Annotated in this window: 19 protein-coding genes; 15 read left to right on the forward strand and 4 right to left on the reverse strand. The window is 66.5% G+C overall.

Annotated features, from left to right (window positions below; genetic code table 11):
• Positions 1 to 7: 7 nt before the first annotated feature.
• Genes QTI33_RS32385 through QTI33_RS32395 form a run of 3 tightly spaced genes read left to right on the forward strand, consistent with a single transcriptional unit; the run spans position 8 to position 3,554 of the window.
• The gene (locus QTI33_RS32385; RefSeq protein WP_286510682.1) at positions 8 to 1,483 is read left to right on the forward strand and encodes an aldehyde dehydrogenase family protein; all 1,476 of its coding nucleotides are present in this window, start codon (positions 8 to 10) and stop codon (positions 1,481 to 1,483) included.
• A gap of 33 nt (positions 1,484 to 1,516) precedes the next feature.
• Positions 1,517 to 2,542, forward strand: a complete 1,026-nt coding sequence (locus QTI33_RS32390) for an amidohydrolase family protein (RefSeq protein ID WP_286510683.1) — start codon at positions 1,517 to 1,519, stop codon at positions 2,540 to 2,542.
• A 25-nt stretch (positions 2,543 to 2,567) separates the two neighbouring features.
• Positions 2,568 to 3,554 carry a tripartite tricarboxylate transporter substrate binding protein gene (locus QTI33_RS32395; RefSeq protein ID WP_286510684.1) on the forward strand — a complete coding sequence of 329 codons (987 nt, stop codon included), beginning with the start codon at positions 2,568 to 2,570 and terminating at the stop codon, positions 3,552 to 3,554.
• An 8-nt stretch (positions 3,555 to 3,562) separates the two neighbouring features.
• On the opposite strand, the gene QTI33_RS32400 is transcribed toward QTI33_RS32395, so the two are convergent.
• Entirely contained in the window at positions 3,563 to 4,597 is a 1,035-nt protein-coding gene (locus QTI33_RS32400) for an AraC family transcriptional regulator (RefSeq protein ID WP_286510685.1), read from the reverse strand.
• A 188-nt stretch (positions 4,598 to 4,785) separates the two neighbouring features.
• Between QTI33_RS32400 and QTI33_RS32405 the strand changes: the two genes are divergently transcribed.
• Positions 4,786 to 4,959, forward strand: a complete 174-nt coding sequence (locus QTI33_RS32405; protein ID WP_286510686.1) for a hypothetical protein — start codon at positions 4,786 to 4,788, stop codon at positions 4,957 to 4,959.
• Between the two features lie 4 nt (positions 4,960 to 4,963).
• Here the strand turns inward: QTI33_RS32405 and QTI33_RS32410 are convergent, their stop codons facing one another.
• The 3 genes from QTI33_RS32410 to QTI33_RS32420 form a co-directional block, all read right to left on the reverse strand.
• On the reverse strand, positions 4,964 to 5,980 hold the full coding sequence (locus QTI33_RS32410) for an AraC family transcriptional regulator (RefSeq protein WP_286510687.1): 1,017 nt from the start codon (positions 5,978 to 5,980) through the stop codon (positions 4,964 to 4,966).
• 208 nt (positions 5,981 to 6,188) lie between these two features.
• Entirely contained in the window at positions 6,189 to 7,061 is an 873-nt protein-coding gene (locus tag QTI33_RS32415) for an alpha/beta hydrolase (protein ID WP_286510688.1), read from the reverse strand.
• A 126-nt stretch (positions 7,062 to 7,187) separates the two neighbouring features.
• Positions 7,188 to 8,129: a bestrophin family protein gene (locus QTI33_RS32420; RefSeq protein WP_286510689.1), complete on the reverse strand. Its 942-nt coding sequence runs from the start codon at positions 8,127 to 8,129 to the stop codon at positions 7,188 to 7,190.
• Positions 8,130 to 8,423: 294 nt separating this feature from the next.
• Between QTI33_RS32420 and benC the strand changes: the two genes are divergently transcribed.
• From benC to dmpH, 11 genes are read left to right on the forward strand one after another with little or no spacing between them, the layout of a single operon-like run.
• Positions 8,424 to 9,443 (forward strand): benzoate 1,2-dioxygenase electron transfer component BenC, encoded by a 1,020-nt coding sequence (benC, locus tag QTI33_RS32425; RefSeq protein ID WP_286510690.1) that lies wholly within the window; start codon positions 8,424 to 8,426, stop codon positions 9,441 to 9,443.
• Positions 9,444 to 9,480: 37 nt separating this feature from the next.
• Positions 9,481 to 9,921 carry a bacteriohemerythrin gene (locus tag QTI33_RS32430; RefSeq protein WP_286510691.1) on the forward strand — a complete coding sequence of 147 codons (441 nt, stop codon included), beginning with the start codon at positions 9,481 to 9,483 and terminating at the stop codon, positions 9,919 to 9,921.
• Between the two features lie 30 nt (positions 9,922 to 9,951).
• Positions 9,952 to 11,346, forward strand: a complete 1,395-nt coding sequence (gene antA, locus QTI33_RS32435; protein WP_286510692.1) for an anthranilate 1,2-dioxygenase large subunit — start codon at positions 9,952 to 9,954, stop codon at positions 11,344 to 11,346.
• Entirely contained in the window at positions 11,346 to 11,834 is a 489-nt protein-coding gene (antB, locus tag QTI33_RS32440; protein WP_286510693.1) for an anthranilate 1,2-dioxygenase small subunit, read from the forward strand. Before antA ends, antB begins: the two co-directional genes overlap by 1 nt.
• 41 nt (positions 11,835 to 11,875) lie before the next feature.
• On the forward strand, positions 11,876 to 13,258 hold the full coding sequence (locus tag QTI33_RS32445; RefSeq protein ID WP_286510694.1) for an MFS transporter: 1,383 nt from the start codon (positions 11,876 to 11,878) through the stop codon (positions 13,256 to 13,258).
• 19 nt (positions 13,259 to 13,277) lie between these two features.
• Complete coding sequence (locus QTI33_RS32450) at positions 13,278 to 13,649, forward strand: 2Fe-2S iron-sulfur cluster-binding protein (RefSeq protein ID WP_286510695.1); 372 nt, start codon at positions 13,278 to 13,280, stop codon at positions 13,647 to 13,649.
• Positions 13,650 to 14,597 carry a catechol 2,3-dioxygenase gene (locus tag QTI33_RS32455; RefSeq protein WP_286510696.1) on the forward strand — a complete coding sequence of 316 codons (948 nt, stop codon included), beginning with the start codon at positions 13,650 to 13,652 and terminating at the stop codon, positions 14,595 to 14,597.
• Positions 14,597 to 15,028 carry a GlcG/HbpS family heme-binding protein gene (locus tag QTI33_RS32460; RefSeq protein WP_286510697.1) on the forward strand — a complete coding sequence of 144 codons (432 nt, stop codon included), beginning with the start codon at positions 14,597 to 14,599 and terminating at the stop codon, positions 15,026 to 15,028. The genes QTI33_RS32455 and QTI33_RS32460 overlap by 1 nt, the downstream gene beginning before the upstream one ends.
• A gap of 10 nt (positions 15,029 to 15,038) precedes the next feature.
• Positions 15,039 to 16,499 carry a 2-hydroxymuconic semialdehyde dehydrogenase gene (locus QTI33_RS32465; RefSeq protein WP_286510698.1) on the forward strand — a complete coding sequence of 487 codons (1,461 nt, stop codon included), beginning with the start codon at positions 15,039 to 15,041 and terminating at the stop codon, positions 16,497 to 16,499.
• 12 nt (positions 16,500 to 16,511) lie between these two features.
• A complete protein-coding gene (gene dmpE, locus QTI33_RS32470; RefSeq protein WP_286510699.1) occupies positions 16,512 to 17,294 on the forward strand; it encodes a 2-oxopent-4-enoate hydratase in 783 nt (260 codons plus the stop codon).
• Between the two features lie 15 nt (positions 17,295 to 17,309).
• Entirely contained in the window at positions 17,310 to 18,101 is a 792-nt protein-coding gene (gene dmpH, locus QTI33_RS32475; protein ID WP_286510701.1) for a 2-oxo-3-hexenedioate decarboxylase, read from the forward strand.
• Positions 18,102 to 18,116 lie beyond the last annotated feature (15 nt).

Here is an 18,116-nt window from a genome sequence, read left to right on the forward strand (position 1 = left end):
ACAAGAAATGACAGCAGCCGTAGCGGCGCAACCCCGGAAGTTCCGCCAGCTCATCGCCGGTGAGTGGGTCGAGGCGGAGGGCGGCCGGACTTTCGACGACATGAACCCCTTCAGCGGGGACGTCTTTGCCGAGGTGCCGGCATCGAGCGGCGCCGATGCGCAGCGCGCCATCGATGCGGCGGACCAGGCATTTCCGGCCTGGGCCGCGATGGGCGCTCGCGCACGGCAGGCGCTGTTCCTGAAGGCCGCCGACATCCTGGAGCGCCGGGCGGACGAGATCGTGCGGCTGATGGCGCAGGAGACCGGTTCGGCCGCGGCCTTTTCGCGCTTCCAGGTCCAGTGGGCGGTCGGCCTGTTGCGCCAGGCGGCCGGCTACCCCTACCTGCCCGGCGGCGAGATCGTCCAGTCGGATACGCCGGGCGTGTTCGCGATGGCGGTGCGCAAGCCGCTCGGTGTCATCGGCGGCATCTCGCCGTGGAACGGATCGCTGGCCCTCGGGTTCCGCACGGTGGTGGCGCCGCTCGCCTGCGGCAACACGGTGGTCCTGAAGCCCTCGGAGGACGCGCCCTTCTGCGCCGGGCTGCTGATGGGCGAGGTCATGACCGAGGCCGGCTTTCCGCCCGGCGTGCTCAACGTGATCACCCACGCGCCCGGCGAGGTCGGCCCGATCGCCGACCGGCTGTTCGAGAGCCGGCAGGTCCGCGCCTACAACTTCACCGGCTCATCCGCGACCGGCGCACGGCTGGCGGCACGCGCCGGCCAGCACCTCAAGCGCATCGCGCTCGAACTGGGCGGCTACAACCCGATGATCGTGCTGAAGGATGCCGACCTCGACCATTCGGTCGACACCGCGATCTTCGCGGCCTTCTTCCACCAGGGCCAGATCTGCATGAACACGCGCAAGATCCTGGTGGAACGGCCGTTGTTCGACGCCTTCCTCGAGCGCTTCGTGGCGCGCGCCAGGGCGCTCGAGGCCGGGGACCCGTCCAACCCCGCCAGCAAGCTCGGCCCGCTGATCAACGACCGTGCCGTGGCCAGCGTCGCGAAGGGCATCGAGCAGGCGGTGGCCGGCGGCGCGCGCGTGCTCGCGGGCGGCCAATACACCGGGCGCTGCTTCGAGCCCACCGTGCTCGTCGACGTGCCGCCGCATGCGCCGATCTACCGCGAGGAGGTCTTCGGCCCGGTCGTGATCGTCGAGCCCTTCGACAGCGAGCAGGAGGCGATCGACAAGGCCAACGGCACCGACTTCGGCCTGTCGGCGTCGGTGATGACGGCCGACGTCTGGAAGGGCATCACGATCGGCGGCCAGATCCAGTCGGGCATGGTCAACGTCAACGGGCCGACCATGGGCGGCGAGCCGCAGATTCCGTTCGGCGGCGTGAAGGACAGCGGCTGGGCGCGCTTCGGCCGCTGGGCCATCGACATGTTCAGCGACCTCAACCTCGTCACGGTGAGCCAGAACAAGCGGCAATACCCGCTGTAGGGCGCGGTCCTCATCCCCCGGAAAGAAAGCACCATGAAAAAGATAGACATCTACAACCACGTCCTGCCGCCGGCCTACTTCGACCTGGTCAAGACGCACTCCAAGGACGCCGGCATCGTCAAGCGCATGGCCGGCCTGCCGATGCTGTGGGACCTCGAGGCCCGCGCGAAGATGCTGGTGGAGAAGTTCCCCGACGTCGTGCAGGTGCTGACCCTGAGCGCGCCTGCGCCCGAGTACCTCGGCGGCCCGGACCAGTCGCCCGGGTTCGCCCGCGTCGCCAACGACGGCATGGCGGAGATCTGCAAGCGCTGGCCCGAGCAGTTTCCGGTCTTCGTGGCCTCGCTGCCGATGAACAACGTGCCGGCGGCGCTGGAGGAAATGGACCGCGCCATCGACGAACTCGGCGCCCGGGGCGTGCAGATCATCACCAACGTCAACGGCCGGCCGCTGGACGATCCGGAGTTTCATCCGATCTTCGAGCGCATGGCGAACAAGCATCGCCTGCCGATCTGGATGCATCCGTTCCGTCCGGGCACCACGGCCGACTACCAGGGCGAGGAGCGCTCCAGGTACGAGATCTGGCAGGTGCTCGGCTGGCCCTTCGAGACCTCGGTGGCCATGTCGCGGATGGTGTTCTCGGGCCTGCTCGAGAAGCTGCCCGAGCTGCGGATCATCACGCACCACTGCGGCGGGATGCTGCCCTATTTTGCCGGCCGGGCCGAATCGCTCTGGGCACAACTGGGCAGCCGCAGCGCGGACGGCAGCGAAGCCGACGTGCTGAAGCGGCTGTCGAAGGCGCCGATCGAATACTTCAAGATGTTCTACGGCGACACGGTGCTGGGTGGCTCCCGGGCGGCGCTGCGCTGCGGGCTGGACTTCTTCGGTGTCGACCACGTGGTGTTCGCATCGGACTGCCCGTTCGACCCCGAAGGCGGGCCGATGTTCATTCGCGAAGGCATCCGCTCCGTCGAGGACATGGGCCTCAGCGACGAAGACCGCGAGAAGCTGTACCTGGGCAACGCCCTTCGGCTGATGCGCCTGCAGCGCATCGGCAAGTGACGATCAGAGCCCGAGGCCATTCGACATGAACACTTCGACCCGACTTCTTGCTGCCGTCGCTACGGCGGTCTTCTCATGGGTGTCGCCAACGGTCCAGGCCCAGCCTGCAGGCACGTTCCCGAGCAAGCCGGTCACGCTGGTCGTGCCGTTCACCTCCAGCAGCGGCAGCGACATCATCGCCCGCATCGTCGCGCCGAAGCTCGCCGCGCGCTGGGGCCAGCCCGTCGTGGTCGACAACAGGCCCGGCGCGAGCGGCAACCTGGGCGCCCAGCAGGTGGCAACGGCCGCCCCGGACGGCCATACGCTGCTGATGGCGATCAACACCTTCACCATGACGCCATCGATCTACAAGAAGATGCCGTTCGATCCCGTGGCCGACTTCGCACCCGTGGCCCTGCTCGCCGAGGCGAGCTTCGTGTTCGCGGTCAACCCCGGCGTGCCGGCGAGCGACATGAAGTCGCTGGTGGCCTACGCCAGGCAGAATCCGGGCAAGCTCAACTACGCCACGCCAGGCAACGGAACGCCCCAGCACCTGGCCATGGAACTGCTCAAGTCGAAGACGGGCATCGACGTCGTGCATGTGCCCTACAAGGGCATCGCTGGGGCGATCACCGACCTGATGGGCGGCCAGGTGCAGATGATGTTCGCCAGCGTGCATTCGATGCGCCCGCACGCGCAGGCCGGCAAGGTGCGGCTGCTGGCGGTCACGGGCCAGGCGCGCAGCACCTTCGCGCCGGACGTGCCGACCTTCAAGGAGCAGGGCATCGACGTCATGGACGGCGTCGATGCCTGGTTCGCGGTCTTGGCACCGGGCCGCACGCCGCCGGAACTGGTGGCGCGGCTGAACCGTGACTTCGTTGCGGTGCTGAATTCCAACGAGGTGATGGAAAGCCTCGGCAAACAAGGGCTGGTGGTGCGTACCGGCTCGCCGGTCGAACTGGCTGCGCTCGTCAAGCGCGACATGGGACGCTGGAAAAAGGTCGTCACCGACGCCAGGATCACGCTGGATTGACGTGGCGGCTAGTGGTGAGTCGCCTGGGTCTCGCTCGGGAGTTCGTGAAAGCGGGCCTTGTAGTAGGCCGCGAGGCGTCCCACATGGCCAAAGCCGAACTCCAACGCCGCGGCCGTGATGCTCACGTCGGGTTGCAGCAGGAGCTTGGACCGAAGCGCTTCGAGGCGCATGTTGCGAAGCAGCGCCATCGGCGACATGCCGTGGAATCGTTGACACAACACATTGAGGGTGCGCTCGCTGACGCAGCCCGCCCGCGCCAGGTCGCACAGCGAGACCGGCGCGCCCAGGCGCAGGCGCATGTAGTCGAGCACGAGTTCCATGCGTCGCTCGCCGTCGGCCAGCGCGAGGCGGTCTACCCGATCGCCATGCGGCACGAACAGAGCCCCTTCGATGCCGATGGACGTCTCGGCCGGGTGGTGGGCCGCGAGGAACAGGGCCACGCTGCGCTCGAAATGCGTGACCCACACGGGATTCAGCCCCACGTCACGCGGGATCGACAGCACGCCCAGCAGCGAGCGCATGAGCAGCGTCCACTGCGGGCCCAGAAGCCGCGGGACCAGGAATCCGGAGCGCTTCGGCAGGCCTTCCGCCTCGGCGGCGGGCGAGACCTCGCGCAACAGGGCGTTGGGCACCTTGAGCAGCAGCCGCTCCGACCCGGCGAGGCAATGCAGCCGCAGCGAGTGGCGCGGCGACACGAACACCGCACGACCTTCAGGCACATGCAGCCGGCAGTCGTCGATGTCGATCTCGGCGCCGCTGCGAAGCGACATGTGGACCAGCGAGAAGTCGTCGAAGGTGCTCGACTCGACATCCACCTCCGCGCCGTAGCGCATGAGGTACATCTGCAGGCGGTCGAACTCGCCCTTGTACATCGAGGTGCTGACCATGCCTCGGCCCCACTTCAGGGCGTGATCGGTCAGCTCGGTGCTGAGCTCGCTGTGCGATGGCGCGTGCTCGTCCGACCGGAGAACGCAGTTCTGGAGCAGGGGTGACAGGTCGGCTGCCTGCAGTGCGGCCGGGCTCCGTGGATCGCGAGCTTGCATCGTGAGGGTGTTGCCGTGAGGGTCAACGGACGCAAATTTTCTGCCCGCCCGAATGCTTCGTGATCGGTGAATACCCCCGGATCGGTGGCCTGCAGGGGGCGGACAGTCCGTGGCTGCCGGCGCGCAGGAACTGGATAGTCGTCCGCAGCTGCGCTTCGTAGACTTGCCGGCTCATGGAGGGCCCCCTGGTGGAAAAGACCGGACCGACCGAGCTCGAAACAACCGACGGTGCGCCAGACTTCGATCAAAGGGACGAAGAGGAGGCGGAGCGCATCGATGCACTCTGGGTCGCGGCGTGCCGCCATCAGGCGCAGCGGATGGACGAAGTGCTGGCCAGAGCACGCGATGCAGGCCAGGCGTAGGCGCCTATTCGGGCCTCGCCTGGGTTTGCCTCGGAAGTTCGCCGAAACGGTCGAAGTAATAGGCCGAGAAGCGGCCCAGGTGCCCGAAGCCGAAGGTCAGGGCGGTCTCGGTGATGCTCAGGTCAGGCTGGGCCCGCAGCCGTGAACGAACGGCGTCGAGACGCAGGTTGCGCAGCAGCTCCATCGGCGTGACGCCATGCTGGCGGTGGCAGAGTTCGTTGATCGTGCGGATGCTGACCCCCGCGGCGCTGGCCATGTCTTCGAGCGACAACGGGGCACCGAGGCGCGCGTCCATGTACTCGAGCAGCATGTTCATCCGCCGCGAGTCGCCCGCGCCGAGCACGGCGTCCTTCAGCTGACCCGGCTGGACCACCTGCAATCCGAGCGCTGAAGCCTGGGCGCTTCCGCGGACCTGATGGGACAAGAGGAACAGCGCCGCATTGTGTTCGAAGTGATCGAGCCAGGTCTTGTCCAGCGCCGACTCGGCAGGCATCGACATCGCGTTCAGAAGCGAGTGCATGATCAAGTCCCACTGCGAGCAGAGCCGCCGGTCGAGGAGATAGCCCGGCGTGAGTTCCGGCTTGTCGGCCTCGTCGAGATGCGCCAGCTCGCGCAGCAGCACATGCGGCACCTTCAGGATCAGCTGCTGGGTGCCGGGGTACCAGCGCAGCCGCACGCGCTGCTTCGGCGTCAGCACGCCGGTCCTGCCTTCCGCGATCACCAGTTTCTGCCCGTCGACCTCGATCTCCGCGCCGCCCGAGAGCGAGGTGTGCACGAGCGTGAAGTCGTCGAAAGGGTTCGGCGTGACTTCCACTTCGGCGCCGTAGCGCAGCAGGTACATGCTGAGGCGGTTCAGGCTGCCCTTGAACATCGCCACGTCGGGCATGCCGCTCTTCCAGCGCAGCAGATGGTCGGCGAGCTCCCGGCTCACGTGGTCGTGCGCATCGACCCGCTCGTCGGATCTGAACAGACAGTTGCGGTACAGCGGCGACAGCACGTCGGCCTTGGTCGACAGGGGCATCGTTGGGGCACTCCACCGTGGAATCTCGACACCGGTCTGTAGCGCCGGCTGCCTGGGAACTGGTCAATATTCTTACAGCCGGAGATCACTGCGAGAACCGGATGGAACCCGGGACATCAGGCCGATCTGCAAGAAACGGATGGGCCGGCCTGCCTCGTTCGCAAGCCCTGGATGGCCTCGGGTGCTGGCGCGCGCCTCGACCGGTGCATCAGCGATCGCCCAGGCTCCGCACCACCCACTGGCAGAGCGGGCTGGATGCATGCTCGAAGCCGTGGATGGCGGAGAAGTGATGCGCGCCGGCTTGCGGTGTCAGCTCGGAGCGGTTCCCGGCCGTCGACCATGCGGCATGAAAGTCCGCGGCCTGGCGAGCGAACTCGTCGGACTCGGCGCCGCCCCAGGTGACCAGGGTCGGCGTGGCGCAGGGGCGCACCGCGAACAGGGGCGAACACTGCCGTACCGTCCGCTCATCGAGCTGGATCAGCGGCTGGAGGTAGCTGTAGCGCAGCGGCTCGAGGTCGTAGAGGCCGCTCACCAGCACCGCGGCAGCGATCGGGTCGGGCGGCAGGCCGTATTCCTCCGCCCAGCGGGTCTGCAGGCACATCGCCGCCAGGTGGCCGCCCGCCGAGTGGCCGCCGACCGCGATGCGTCGCGGGTCGCCGCCATGCGCCTCGATGTTCCGTACCACCCAGGCGACGGCGGCCCGCGCCTGGCGGGTGATCTCGTCGATCCGCACCTTGGGGCAGAGCGCGTAGTTGATCACGACCGTCGTCACGCCGCAGCCCCGCAGCCCGAGGGCGACGCAGCTGAACTCCTTCGAGGTGTTGGCGCGCCAGTAGCCGCCATGGATGAACACGAACACGGGCGCATCCGGGCGATCGGCGGGGAAGATGTCCAGCGTCTCGTCGAGGGTGGGCCCGAAAGGCACGTCGAGCGTGCAGCGCAGGTGCTCGCGGGCGAACGCGCTTCGCTCGATGAAGTGGCGTGCCTCGGCCGCCGGGTCGGGCACCCATTGCTGCGTACCGTATTGCGCGTCGATCTGTGCCTGTTGCGTGAAGTCGCGATAGAGGGGGGGCATCCACATGGTCGGGTTCTCTGGTGGGGGTACAGGGGTTCGTCGTCCGCCGGCAGTCTAGGGAGATGCGGGCGGCGAGGGCTATCCGAAATCTGCGCGACGGCCGCCGGAGGCCATCCACAACTTGCGAAAGATTCAACTCAGGCGCGCATCGACCGGCTCGAGCGGGGGCGGCAGCCGGGATTCGCCCAGCGCCTCGAGCGCATCGATCTCGATCGTGCGGCAGAGTGCGTGCAGCGGCAGGTGGTGGGCTTCGGTGCCGAAGGGCTCTTCGATCTCGTCGCCGACGGCGGCCAGCCCGAAGAAGGTGTAGGCCACGAAAGCCACAACGACCGGCGTCATGTAGCCCGTCAGGTCGACCAGGCCGAAGGGCAGCAGGAAGCAGAACAAGGTCGCGGTCCGGTGGAGCAGGAGCGTGTAGACGAACGGGATCGGGGTCGAACGGATCCGCTCGCAGCCCGCGGCGACGGCCGTCATGCCGGACAGCGTCTCGTCGAGCTGCGCGGCAAGTCGCGGGTCGATGCGCCCTGCGCGCACGGCGGCACCCAGGTCTTCGCCCATGCGGCGAAGCAGGTACGCGGTGCCGTTGCGTGCTTTCGCGAATGCCGCCGCCTCGGCGACGCCGAGGAAGGGCGCGATCTCGGTCTGCGGGGCACTGCCCCGCAGCTGGTGGCGCAAGGCATGTGCGAACGCGATGCTGTGGCGGACCAGCATCACGCGCACGTCGCTGCAGGCATCGCGCTGCGCAAGGGGGTCCGGGTCGGCGATGAAACTCTGCGCCTGCCTCGCGAGAGTGCGCGACCGGTGGATCAGCTCACCCCACAGCTTGCGCGCTTCCCAGTAGCGGTCGAAGGCCGCACTGTTGCGAAAGCCCAGGAAGATGGACAGCGCGAGTCCGATGATCGAGAACGGGACTGCCGTCAGCGTGACCTTCCAGTCGAACAGGTAGCCGCGCGACAGCGTGACGGCGATGGCCAGCGCCGTGCATGTCGCCACCGCAGGCGCAATGCGTCGGATCACCGAGCCCGTGAGAACGAAGAAGAGCCGAATGCCGTGGGGGCGCTGCAGAACGATCATGCGTGGTCCGTCGCTCGGGTGTTGAGGGCGGGAAATTCTGGCACCGCAGCGCCGTCGCGTGAAAGGCGCCAGGCCCTTGTGCCGCAGGCTTGCGCAAGAAGCGGACAGTCGCGAGCAGGCGTCTCGCAAGCCGCGAACAGTCATCACGCTGCATTGCAAGATTCGGATCCGCGGCGGCCATCGCGCGGCAGATTGCGGATAGATCGAAACAGGTCGTCTTCCTAGACTCAGCTCCACATCGAACGACCCACGTGGTCCCACGATGAACACCACGAGAAGAACGGAGACAGGTCTGTGAGCTACAACATCGCGCTCAATTTCGAGGATGGCGTGACGCGCTTCATCCAGTGCAGCGGCACGGAGTCGGTCGTCGATGCGGCCTACCGCCAGGGCATCAACATTCCGATGGATTGCCGGGAAGGCGCCTGCTCGACCTGCAAGTGCCGGATCGAGTCCGGCGACTACTCGCTCGGCGACTACATCGAGGACGCACTCAGCAAGGACGAGGTCGACAACGGCTATGCGCTGGCCTGCCAGATGCGCCCCAAGGCCGATTGCGTGCTGCTCGTGCCGACCGACTCGACCGCCTGCAACACCCGACAGGAGAGCTACGAGACCGAGATCGTCGAAGTGCGCAAGCTCTCGGACAGCACCTTCAGCCTGGTGCTGCGCGGTGCGGGATTGAAGAGCCTCGCCTTCCTCCCGGGCCAGTATGCGAACCTCCAGGTGCCTGGCGAAGAGCAGCGACAGCGTGCGTACTCGTTCAGCTCGCTCGCAGCCGGCAGCGACACCGTGTCCTTCCTGATCCGCAATGTGCCTGGCGGTCTCATGAGCGGCTTTCTGACTCAGCGTGCCAAGCCCGGCGTCGGCCTCTCGCTGACGGGTCCCTTCGGCAGCTTCTACCTGCGTGCGATCCAGCGCCCGATGCTCATGCTGGCGGGCGGCACCGGGCTCGCGCCATTCCTCGCGATGCTGGACAAGATCGCCGCGGCCGGCGGCAGCGCCCACCCGATCCACCTGCTCTATGGCGTCAACATGGACCGCGACGTGGTCGAGACGGACAAGCTCGAAGGGTTCACGAAGAAGATCCCGAACTTCAGCTACGCGGTGTGCGTGGTGGATGCCAACAGCGAGCTGCCGAAGAAGGGCTATGTCACGCACCACATCGAGCCCGCGCACCTCAACGACGGTGAAGTCGACATCTACCTTTGCGGTCCGCCGCCGATGGTCGAGGCGGTCGCCAACCACCTGCGCGACGTGAACGTCAAGTCGGCCTCGTTCCACTTCGAGAAGTTCGCCGCGAGCATCGGCTAGCGCGCTCCTCTCATCCCTCTTCAAGCAAGGCGCATCGATGAACGTCGCGATCGATTTCGCGTGGGACGACCGTTTTCTGGTCGGGCACCCCGCCATGGACGACACGCACCACGAGTTCGTTGAACTCGTGAATGCGATGCTGGGCGCCGGAGAGCAGAACTTCGCCGCCCTCCTGGACGCCTTCGCGTCACACGTCGAGGCCCACTTCGCGTCCGAACAGACCCTGATGGACCGCTACGCCTTCCCGGCACGGGATTGCCACGTGGACGAGCACGAGCGCGTGCTGGCATCGGTGCGGGAGGTTCGGGCGCTGGTCGCCGATGGCGATGTGGAGACCGGCCGAGAGCTGGCCCGGGCACTGGCCGGCTGGTTCCCCGGCCATACCGACTACATGGATTCGGCGCTCTCGACCTGGATCACCAGGAAGGTCGCCGACGGCGCGCCCGTGGTCCTGCGCAGGTCGATGAAGCACAGCTGAAGCCCGCAACTATTCATCAACGGAGACACCATGTCGATTGCAAGATCAGCGAATGATTGGCGAGAGTTCATCGCGGGATGCCTGGACTTTCGTCCGGAAGAAAACATCTATCGGGTGGCACGCGCCATGTTCACCGAGCCCGAGTTGTTCGAGCTCGAGATGGAGATGGTCTTCGAGAAGAACTGGATCTACGCCTGCCACGAGAGCGAGATCAGCAAGCCCAACAACTTCGTGACCATGAAGGCGGGACGGCAGCCCCTGATCATCACGCGCGACGGCAACGGCCAGCTCAACGCGCTCGTCAACGCCTGCGCGCACCGCGGGGCGACCCTGACGCGCGTCAGCCGCGGCCACCAGTCGACCTTCGTGTGCTCTTTCCACGCCTGGACCTTCCGTTCCGACGGCAAGCTGCTGAAGGTGAAGGCCCCCTCGGAGTACCCCGAGGGCTTCGATCTCTCGCAGCGCAACCTCAAGAAGGCGCGCATCGCGAGCTACAAGGGCTTCGTCTTCGTCAACCTCGACAACGACGGCACCATGTCGCTCGAGGACTACCTCGGAGATGCCAAGGTCTTCCTCGACCTCATGGTCGCGCAGTCGCCGACCGGCGAACTCGAGGTGCTGCCGGGCAAGGGTCACTACACCTTCGCGGGCAACTGGAAGCTGCAGAACGAGAACGGCCTCGACGGCTACCACGTGAGCACGGTGCACTACAACTACGTGGCCACGGTGACGCACCGAGCGGAGATCAACGCCAAGAAGGGCGCGGCGGATGCCAACACGCTCGACTACCGCAAGCTCGGGGCGGGCGACGACGCCACGGACGACGGCTGGTTCTCGTTTCCCAATGGCCATAGCGTGCTCTTCAGCGAGATGCCGAACCCGGAGGTCCGCCCCGGCTACGCCACCGTGATGCCGCGCCTCGTCAGGGAATACGGGCAGCAGAAGGCGGAGTGGATGATGCACCGGCTGCGCAACCTGAACATCTACCCGAGCCTGTTCTTCATGGACCAGATCAGCTCGCAGCTTCGCATCATCCGCCCGGTGGCCTGGAACAAGACCGAGATCCTGAGCCAGTGCATCGGCGTCAAGGGCGAGTCCGACGCCGACCGCGAGAACCGCATCCGCCAGTTCGAGGACTTCTTCAATGTCTCGGGCATGGGCACGCCCGACGACCTGACCGAGTTCCGTGAAGCGCAGCGCGGCTTCCAGGGCCGTATGGAGAAGTGGAACGACATCTCGCGCGGCTGCGACAAGTGGATCAAGGGCAGCACCGCGAACGCCGAGACGCTCGGCATCCGTCCGGTGCTGACAGGCACCGAACTGACGCATGAAGGCCTCTACGCCAACCAGCACGGCGCCTGGCGCGATGCGCTGCTCAGGGGCCTCGACACCAAGAGCCGCGACGCGGAAGGAGCAAAGCAATGATGGGCGACCTGCAACAGAGCGTCGAGCAGTTTCTCTATCGCAAGGCGGACCTGTGCGACCGCCGCGAATGGGTGGACTACCTGGAGCTCTTCGACGAGCAGTCCGAGCTCCACATTCCCCAATGGGACTCGGAGCATGTCTACACGACCGATCCCAAGCGCGGCATGTCGCTGATGTACTACGCGAACCGTGCCGGTCTCGAAGACCGCGTGTTCCGCATCGGCACCGGCAAATCGGCCGCCTCCACGCCGATGCCGCGCACCCTGCACCTGGTCACCAACGTCGCGATCCAGGAGGTCTCCGATTCCCAGCTCGAGGCGAAAGCCAAGTGGGTGACGCATGTCTACCGTTTCGGCCAGTCGTCGACCTTCCACGGCGACGTCACCTACCGCCTCAGGCCTGCAGGCTTCAGCTGGGTGATTCTGAAGAAGCATGTCGTGATCCACAACGACACCATCGATTCGGTGCTGGACTTCTATCACGTCTGACCCAGCCCGCTCCCTTCAGAACGACCACCAAGGAGACATACATGCGTCAAATCGACGTCCACAGACTTTCCGACGAATCGCGCTTCAACAGCTTTCACGGCCTCGTGTTGTTCTGGTGCGCGCTGATCATCGTGTTCGACGGCTACGACCTCGCGGTGATGGGCATCGCGCTGCCATCGATCATGAAGGACATGAATGTCGACCCGACCAGCGCGGGCTTCATGGTGAGCGCGGCGCTGTTCGGGATGATGTTCGGCGCCATCACGCTCGGCACGCTGGCCGATCGGATCGGCCGCCGGCGCACGATCGCGATCTGCATCGCCCTGTTCAGCGTGTTCACCGCGGCCGCAGGCCTTGCGAAGGATCCGATCACCTTCGGTGTCGTTCGGTTCTTCGCGGGTCTGGGCATCGGCGGCGTCATGCCCAATGTGATCGCGCACATGACGGAGTTCGCTCCCCGCAAGATCCGCAGCATCATGGTCACGCTGATGTTCAGCGGCTACTCGGTGGGCAGCATCCTGGCCGCGCTGCTGGGCAAGGGGCTGATCGAGACCTACGGATGGCAATCGGTGTTCCTGGCCGCCGGTGCGCCCATGCTCCTGATCCCGATCATCCTGAAGTCGATGCCGGAATCGATGCCCTACCTGCTGGCGAAGGGCCGCACCGGTGAACTGAAGGAAATCGCGTCGCGGCTCGATCCGAGCTACATCCCTCGCGCCGACGACCAGTTCGTGGTGCCGGCCGAGGACAAGATCGACAGCGCGCCGATCCGTCACCTGTTCACCGAAGGCCGCGGCTTCAGCACGATCATGTTCTGGATCGCCACCTTCATGTGCCTGTTCATGGTGTACGCGCTGAGCTCATGGCTCACGCGGCTGATGATCACGGCGGGCTACAGCCTGGGTTCGGCGCTGTCCTTCGTATTGGCGCTCAATGCCGGCGCGATCGCGGGCGCAATCGGCGGCGGCCTGCTGGCCGACCGATTCCACATCAAGTACGTGCTGATCTGCATGTACGCGGTGGCCGCGGTGTCGATCGCCCTGCTGGGCTACAAGATGTCGACCGAGCTGCTGTATGTGTTCGTGGCGTTGACAGGTGCCTGCACGATCGGCACGCAGATCGTGAGTTCGGCCTATATCGGCCAGTTCTACCCGATGTCGGTGAAGTCGACCGGCATCGGTTGGGCGCTGGGCGTCGGCCGCAGCGGCGCCATCGTGGCGCCGATCATCATCGGTTCGCTGGTGGCCATGCAGCTGCCGCTCGAGAAGAACTTCCTGGCGATCGCCGTGCCCGCGGTCATCGCAGCCGTGGCCATGATGCTCGTGAACCATTCGCGCTCGGCATCGGCCCAGCACGAAGCGGCTGCCCGTGCCAATGCGTTGTCGGAGCCGCTGCAGCCGCGTCCGGCGAGCGCGCGGCACTAGGCCGGCAAAGCGCCCCGGCATGCCCTACCGCATCACGATCACCAACACCGGCGAAAGCTACGCCTGCGCCGGGGAAGACAACCTGCTCAAGGCCATGGAGCAGCTTCGCCGCAAGGGCATCCCGGTCGGTTGCCGCAACGGGGGCTGCGGGGTTTGCAAGGTGCGGGTGCTGCAGGGCGATTGCGTGATGAACAAGATGAGCCGCGCGGCGGTGAGCGAGGAAGAGCAGCGGCAGGGCCATGCGCTGGCCTGCCGCGTGCAGCCCCGCAGTGACATGCAGGTGGAAGTGGTGGGACGGATGGCACGAGCCGTCGAGTCCCGCCGGAGTGCGTCCTTCAGCTTCGATTTCAGGGGCGAGGGGCGGATGAAGCAATCAGACAAGGAGAACTAGATGGCAATCACAGGCGTTCTGCGCCCCGGGCACGTCGCGATGCGCGTGCTCGAACTCAAGCCGGCACTCAAGCACTACGTCGATATCCTCGGCCTGGTCGAAACAGGCCGTGACGACAAGGGCCGGGTCTATCTCAAGGCCTGGGACGAGATCGACCATCACAGCGTGGTTCTGCGCGAGGCCGACGAGGCGGGCCTGGACTACATGGGCTGGAAGGTCGACTCGGCGGCGACGCTCCAGCGGCTTGCGTCCGCCGTGGAGGCTTCGGGCCTCGCCAGCGAGATGACGTGGATTCCAGCGGGAGAGCACCCGGAGACCGGCGAGCGCTTGCGCTTCACGGTGCCCACGGGCCACGTGATGGAGCTGTATGCCGACAAGGGCAAGGTCGGCAACGGCTGCGGCACCGACGGCCCGGACATCAACCCCGACCCATGGCCCGACGGCCTCAAGGGCATCGCGCCCTCGCGCTTCGACCACTGCCTGCTCTATGGCGACGACCTCGACGGCACCGTCAAGCTGTTCACCGAGGTGCTCGGCTTCAGCGTCGCCGAGCGCGTGATGACGAGCGCCGACAAGAACTTTATGATCGCCGCCTTCCTGAGCTGCTCGAACAAGGCGCACGACGTCGCTTTCATCCGCCAGCCGGTCAAGGGCAAGCTGCACCACGCGTCGTTCGAGCTCGGCAGCTGGGAGAAGGTGCTGCGCGCGGCCGACATCCTGTCGCGCACCAAGACCTCGATCGATCTGGGCCCCACGCGGCACGGCATCACGCGCGGCGAGACCATCTACTTCTTCGACCCCTCAGGCAACCGCAACGAGGTGTTCTCGGGCGGCTACATCTTCTACCCCGACAAGCCGGCCATCACCTGGTTCGACGAGACGCTCGGGCCGGCGATCTTCTACCACGACCGCCAGCTCAACGAAGCCTTCCTGTCGGTGTTCACCTGATGAAGAAGGCTATCACGCAAGCGGTCATCGACTGGGAAGCCGCAGTGACCGCGGCATCGGGGGCGGTGCGGTGGGCCGAGGAGGCCGGCATCCGGGTGAACGTCGCGGTGGTCGACGCGGGAGGCAACCTGGCGGCGTTCGTTCGCATGCCGGGCGCCTTCCTGCACTCGATCGACATCGCGATCGACAAGGCCTACACGGCGGCGGGCTTCGGCTTGCCGACCAGCGCCTGGACGGAGGCGCTCGCCACCCACTCGGGCGCGGTGCGAGAGGGGATCCCGCTGCGGCCCCGGATGGTGTGCTTCGGCGGCGGGCTGCCGCTGCGGCACGAAGGGCAGGTCATCGGCGGCATCGGCGTCTCCGGCGGTTCGGAGCAGGAGGACGAGACCTGCGCGCGCGCCGGTCTGCACGCGGTCGACTTGGAGATTTGAAAGGACGGACATGAAAGAAATCAAGAACTTCATCAACGGCGAATTCGCCACCAACCTGAGCGGCAAGGTGTTCGAGAAGCGCACGCCGATCGACAACTCGCTGGTCGGCAAGGTCTACGAGGCCGGGCGGCCCGAAGTGGACGCTGCCGTGAACGCCGCGCATGCGGCGCTCGAAGGCGACTGGGGCCGGCTTTCGGTCAACGACCGCGTCAAGCTGCTCGACGGCGTGGCCGACGAGATCAACCACCGCTTCGACGACTTCCTGCAGGCCGAGATCGCCGATACCGGCAAGCCGGTGCACCTGGCCTCGCACGTCGACATTCCGCGCGGCGCAGCCAACTTCAAGATCTTCGCGGACACGATCAAGAACGCCTCGACCGAGTCGTTCCGCATGACCACGCCCGACGGCAAGGACGCGCTGAGCTACGCGGTGCGCGTGCCGCGCGGCGTGATCGCGGTCGTGTGCCCCTGGAACCTGCCGCTGCTGCTCATGACCTGGAAGGTCGGGCCGGCGCTCGCCTGCGGCAACACGGTGGTGGTCAAGCCGTCCGAAGAAACCCCCAGCACCGCGACGCTGCTCGGCGAGGTGATGAACAAGGTCGGCGTGCCCAAGGGGGTCTACAACGTCGTGCACGGCTTCGGCCCCGATTCGGCCGGCGCCTTCCTGACCTCGCATCCGCGGGTCAACGGCATCACCTTCACCGGCGAGACCGGCACCGGCACCGCGATCATGAAGGCGGGGGCCGAAGGCATCCGGCCGGTGTCGCTCGAACTCGGCGGCAAGAATGCCGCGCTGGTGTTCGCGGACTGCGATTTCGACGTGGCCGTCAACACCGTGACGCGCTCGGTCTTCGAGAACTGCGGCCAGGTCTGCCTCGGCACCGAGCGGGTCTATGTCGAGCGGCCCATCTTCGAGAAGTTCGTCCATGCGCTCAAGGCCAAGGCCGAAGGCATGAAGCCCGGACGCCCGGACGATCCGGCCACGAAGATCGGGCCGCTGGTGAGCCAGGAGCACCGCGCCAAGGTGCTGTCGTACTACGAGCGTGCGCGCGAAGAGGGCGCGACCGTGGTCACCGGCGGCGGCATCCCCGACATGCCGATCGACCTGCAGGAGGGCGCCTGGGTCCAGCCCACCATCTGGACCGGCCTGCCCGAGACCGCCGCGGTGGTGCGCGAGGAGATCTTCGGCCCGTGCTGCCACATCCAGCCCTTCGACACCGAGGACGAGGTGGTGCGCATGGCCAACGACACGCCGTACGGCCTGGCGACCTCCATCTACACGAGCGACCTGGGCCGGGCCAACCGCCTGGCCGTGCGCATCGATGTCGGCCTGTGCTGGATCAACAGCTGGTTCCTGCGCGACCTGCGCACCGCCTTCGGCGGTTCCAAGCAGTCGGGCATCGGGCGCGAAGGCGGCGTGCACTCGCTCGAGTTCTACACCGAGCTGCGCAACATCATGGTCAAGTACTGAGGGAGACGAGAGATGGAAGCCAGGAAGATTCAGGGCCATGGGGACGCGCTGTACGAAGCGCTGCTGAGCTGCAAGCCGATCGCGCCGATCACCGAGCGCGAACCCGAGATCACGATCGAGGACGCCTACCGGATCCAGCTGCGCATGATCCAGCGCCGCATCGAGGCCGGGGAGACCGTGGTCGGCAAGAAGATCGGCGTCACCAGCAAGATGGTGATGGACATGCTGAAGGTCGACCAGCCCGATTTCGGCCAGCTGCTGTCGGCGATGGTCTTCAACGAGGGCGAGCCCGTGCTCGTCGACAGCCTCATCGCGCCGAAGGCCGAGGCCGAGGTGGCGTTCCTGCTCAAGCGCGACCTCGAAGGGCCGGGGGTGACCGCCGCCGACGTGCTGCGCGCCACCGAGTGCGTGATGCCCTGCTTCGAGATCGTCGATTCGCGCATCAAGGACTGGAAGATCAAGATCCAGGACACGGTGGCCGACAACGCCTCGTGCGGGGTGCTCACGCTCGGCGGCCATCGGCGCAGCCCGCGCGACCTCGACCTGGCGCTCGCCGGCATGGTGCTGGAAAAAAACGGCGAGGTCATCAGCACCTCCACCGGCGCGTCGGTGCAGGGGTCGCCGGTCAACGCGGTGGCGTGGCTCGCGAACACGCTCGGCCGACTGGGCATCGGCCTGAAGGCCGGTGAAATCATTCTCTCGGGCTCGCAATCGCCCCTCGTGCCGGTGAAGGCCGGCGACAGCCTCCACTGCAGCGTCGGTGGCCTGGGCGGCACCTCGGTGCGATTCATCTGAAGCAAGGACACCACCATGACCACACTGGACAACAGCGAGATCACCCGACTCGCCGAACTTCTCGAAGCCGCCGAACTGCAGGCGCGCGACGTCACCAAGATCACCGATGACTACCCCGGCATGGACTGGAGCGATGCCTACGCGATCCAGGACGAACTGCGCCGCCTCAAGGAAAGCCGTGGCCACCGGATCGTCGGCCTGAAGGCGGGCCTGACCTCGTTCGCCAAGATGAAGCAGATGGGCGTGACCAGCCCGGTGTTCGGCTTCGTCGCCGACTACATGGCGCGGCCCGACGGCGGCGAGATCGCGACCTGCGAGCTGATCCATCCGAAGGTCGAGGCCGAGATCTGCATCGTCACCAAGGCGCCGCTCAAGGGCCCCGGCTGCCACGTCGCCGCGGTCATGGCCGCCACCGACTTCGTGGTTCCGGCGGTCGAGGTGATCGACTCGCGCTACCGCGACTTCAAGTTCGACCTCAAGAGCGTGATCGCCGACAACACCTCCGCCTCCCGCTTCGTGATCGGCGGGCGCATGCGCGAGCTGGCCGCGCTCGACCTGCGCACGCTGGGCGTGGTGCTCGAGAAGAATGGGGAGGTCGTCAGCATGGCCGCGGGCGCCGCGGTGCTCGGCCAGCCGCTGGCCGCCGTCGCGATGCTGGCCAACCACCTCGGCGAGCGCGGCCAGGAGATCCCGGCCGGGACCTTCATCATGACCGGCGGGGTCACCGAAGCGATCGCGGTGGAGGCCGGCGACAGCGTGGCGGTCCGCTTCCAGGACCTGGGCACGGTCTCGATGCGCTTCGTCTGAGCAGCAGGAGCAAAG

Source organism: Variovorax davisae, from assembly GCF_030316845.1.
Taxonomy (GTDB): domain Bacteria; phylum Pseudomonadota; class Gammaproteobacteria; order Burkholderiales; family Burkholderiaceae_C; genus Variovorax; species Variovorax davisae.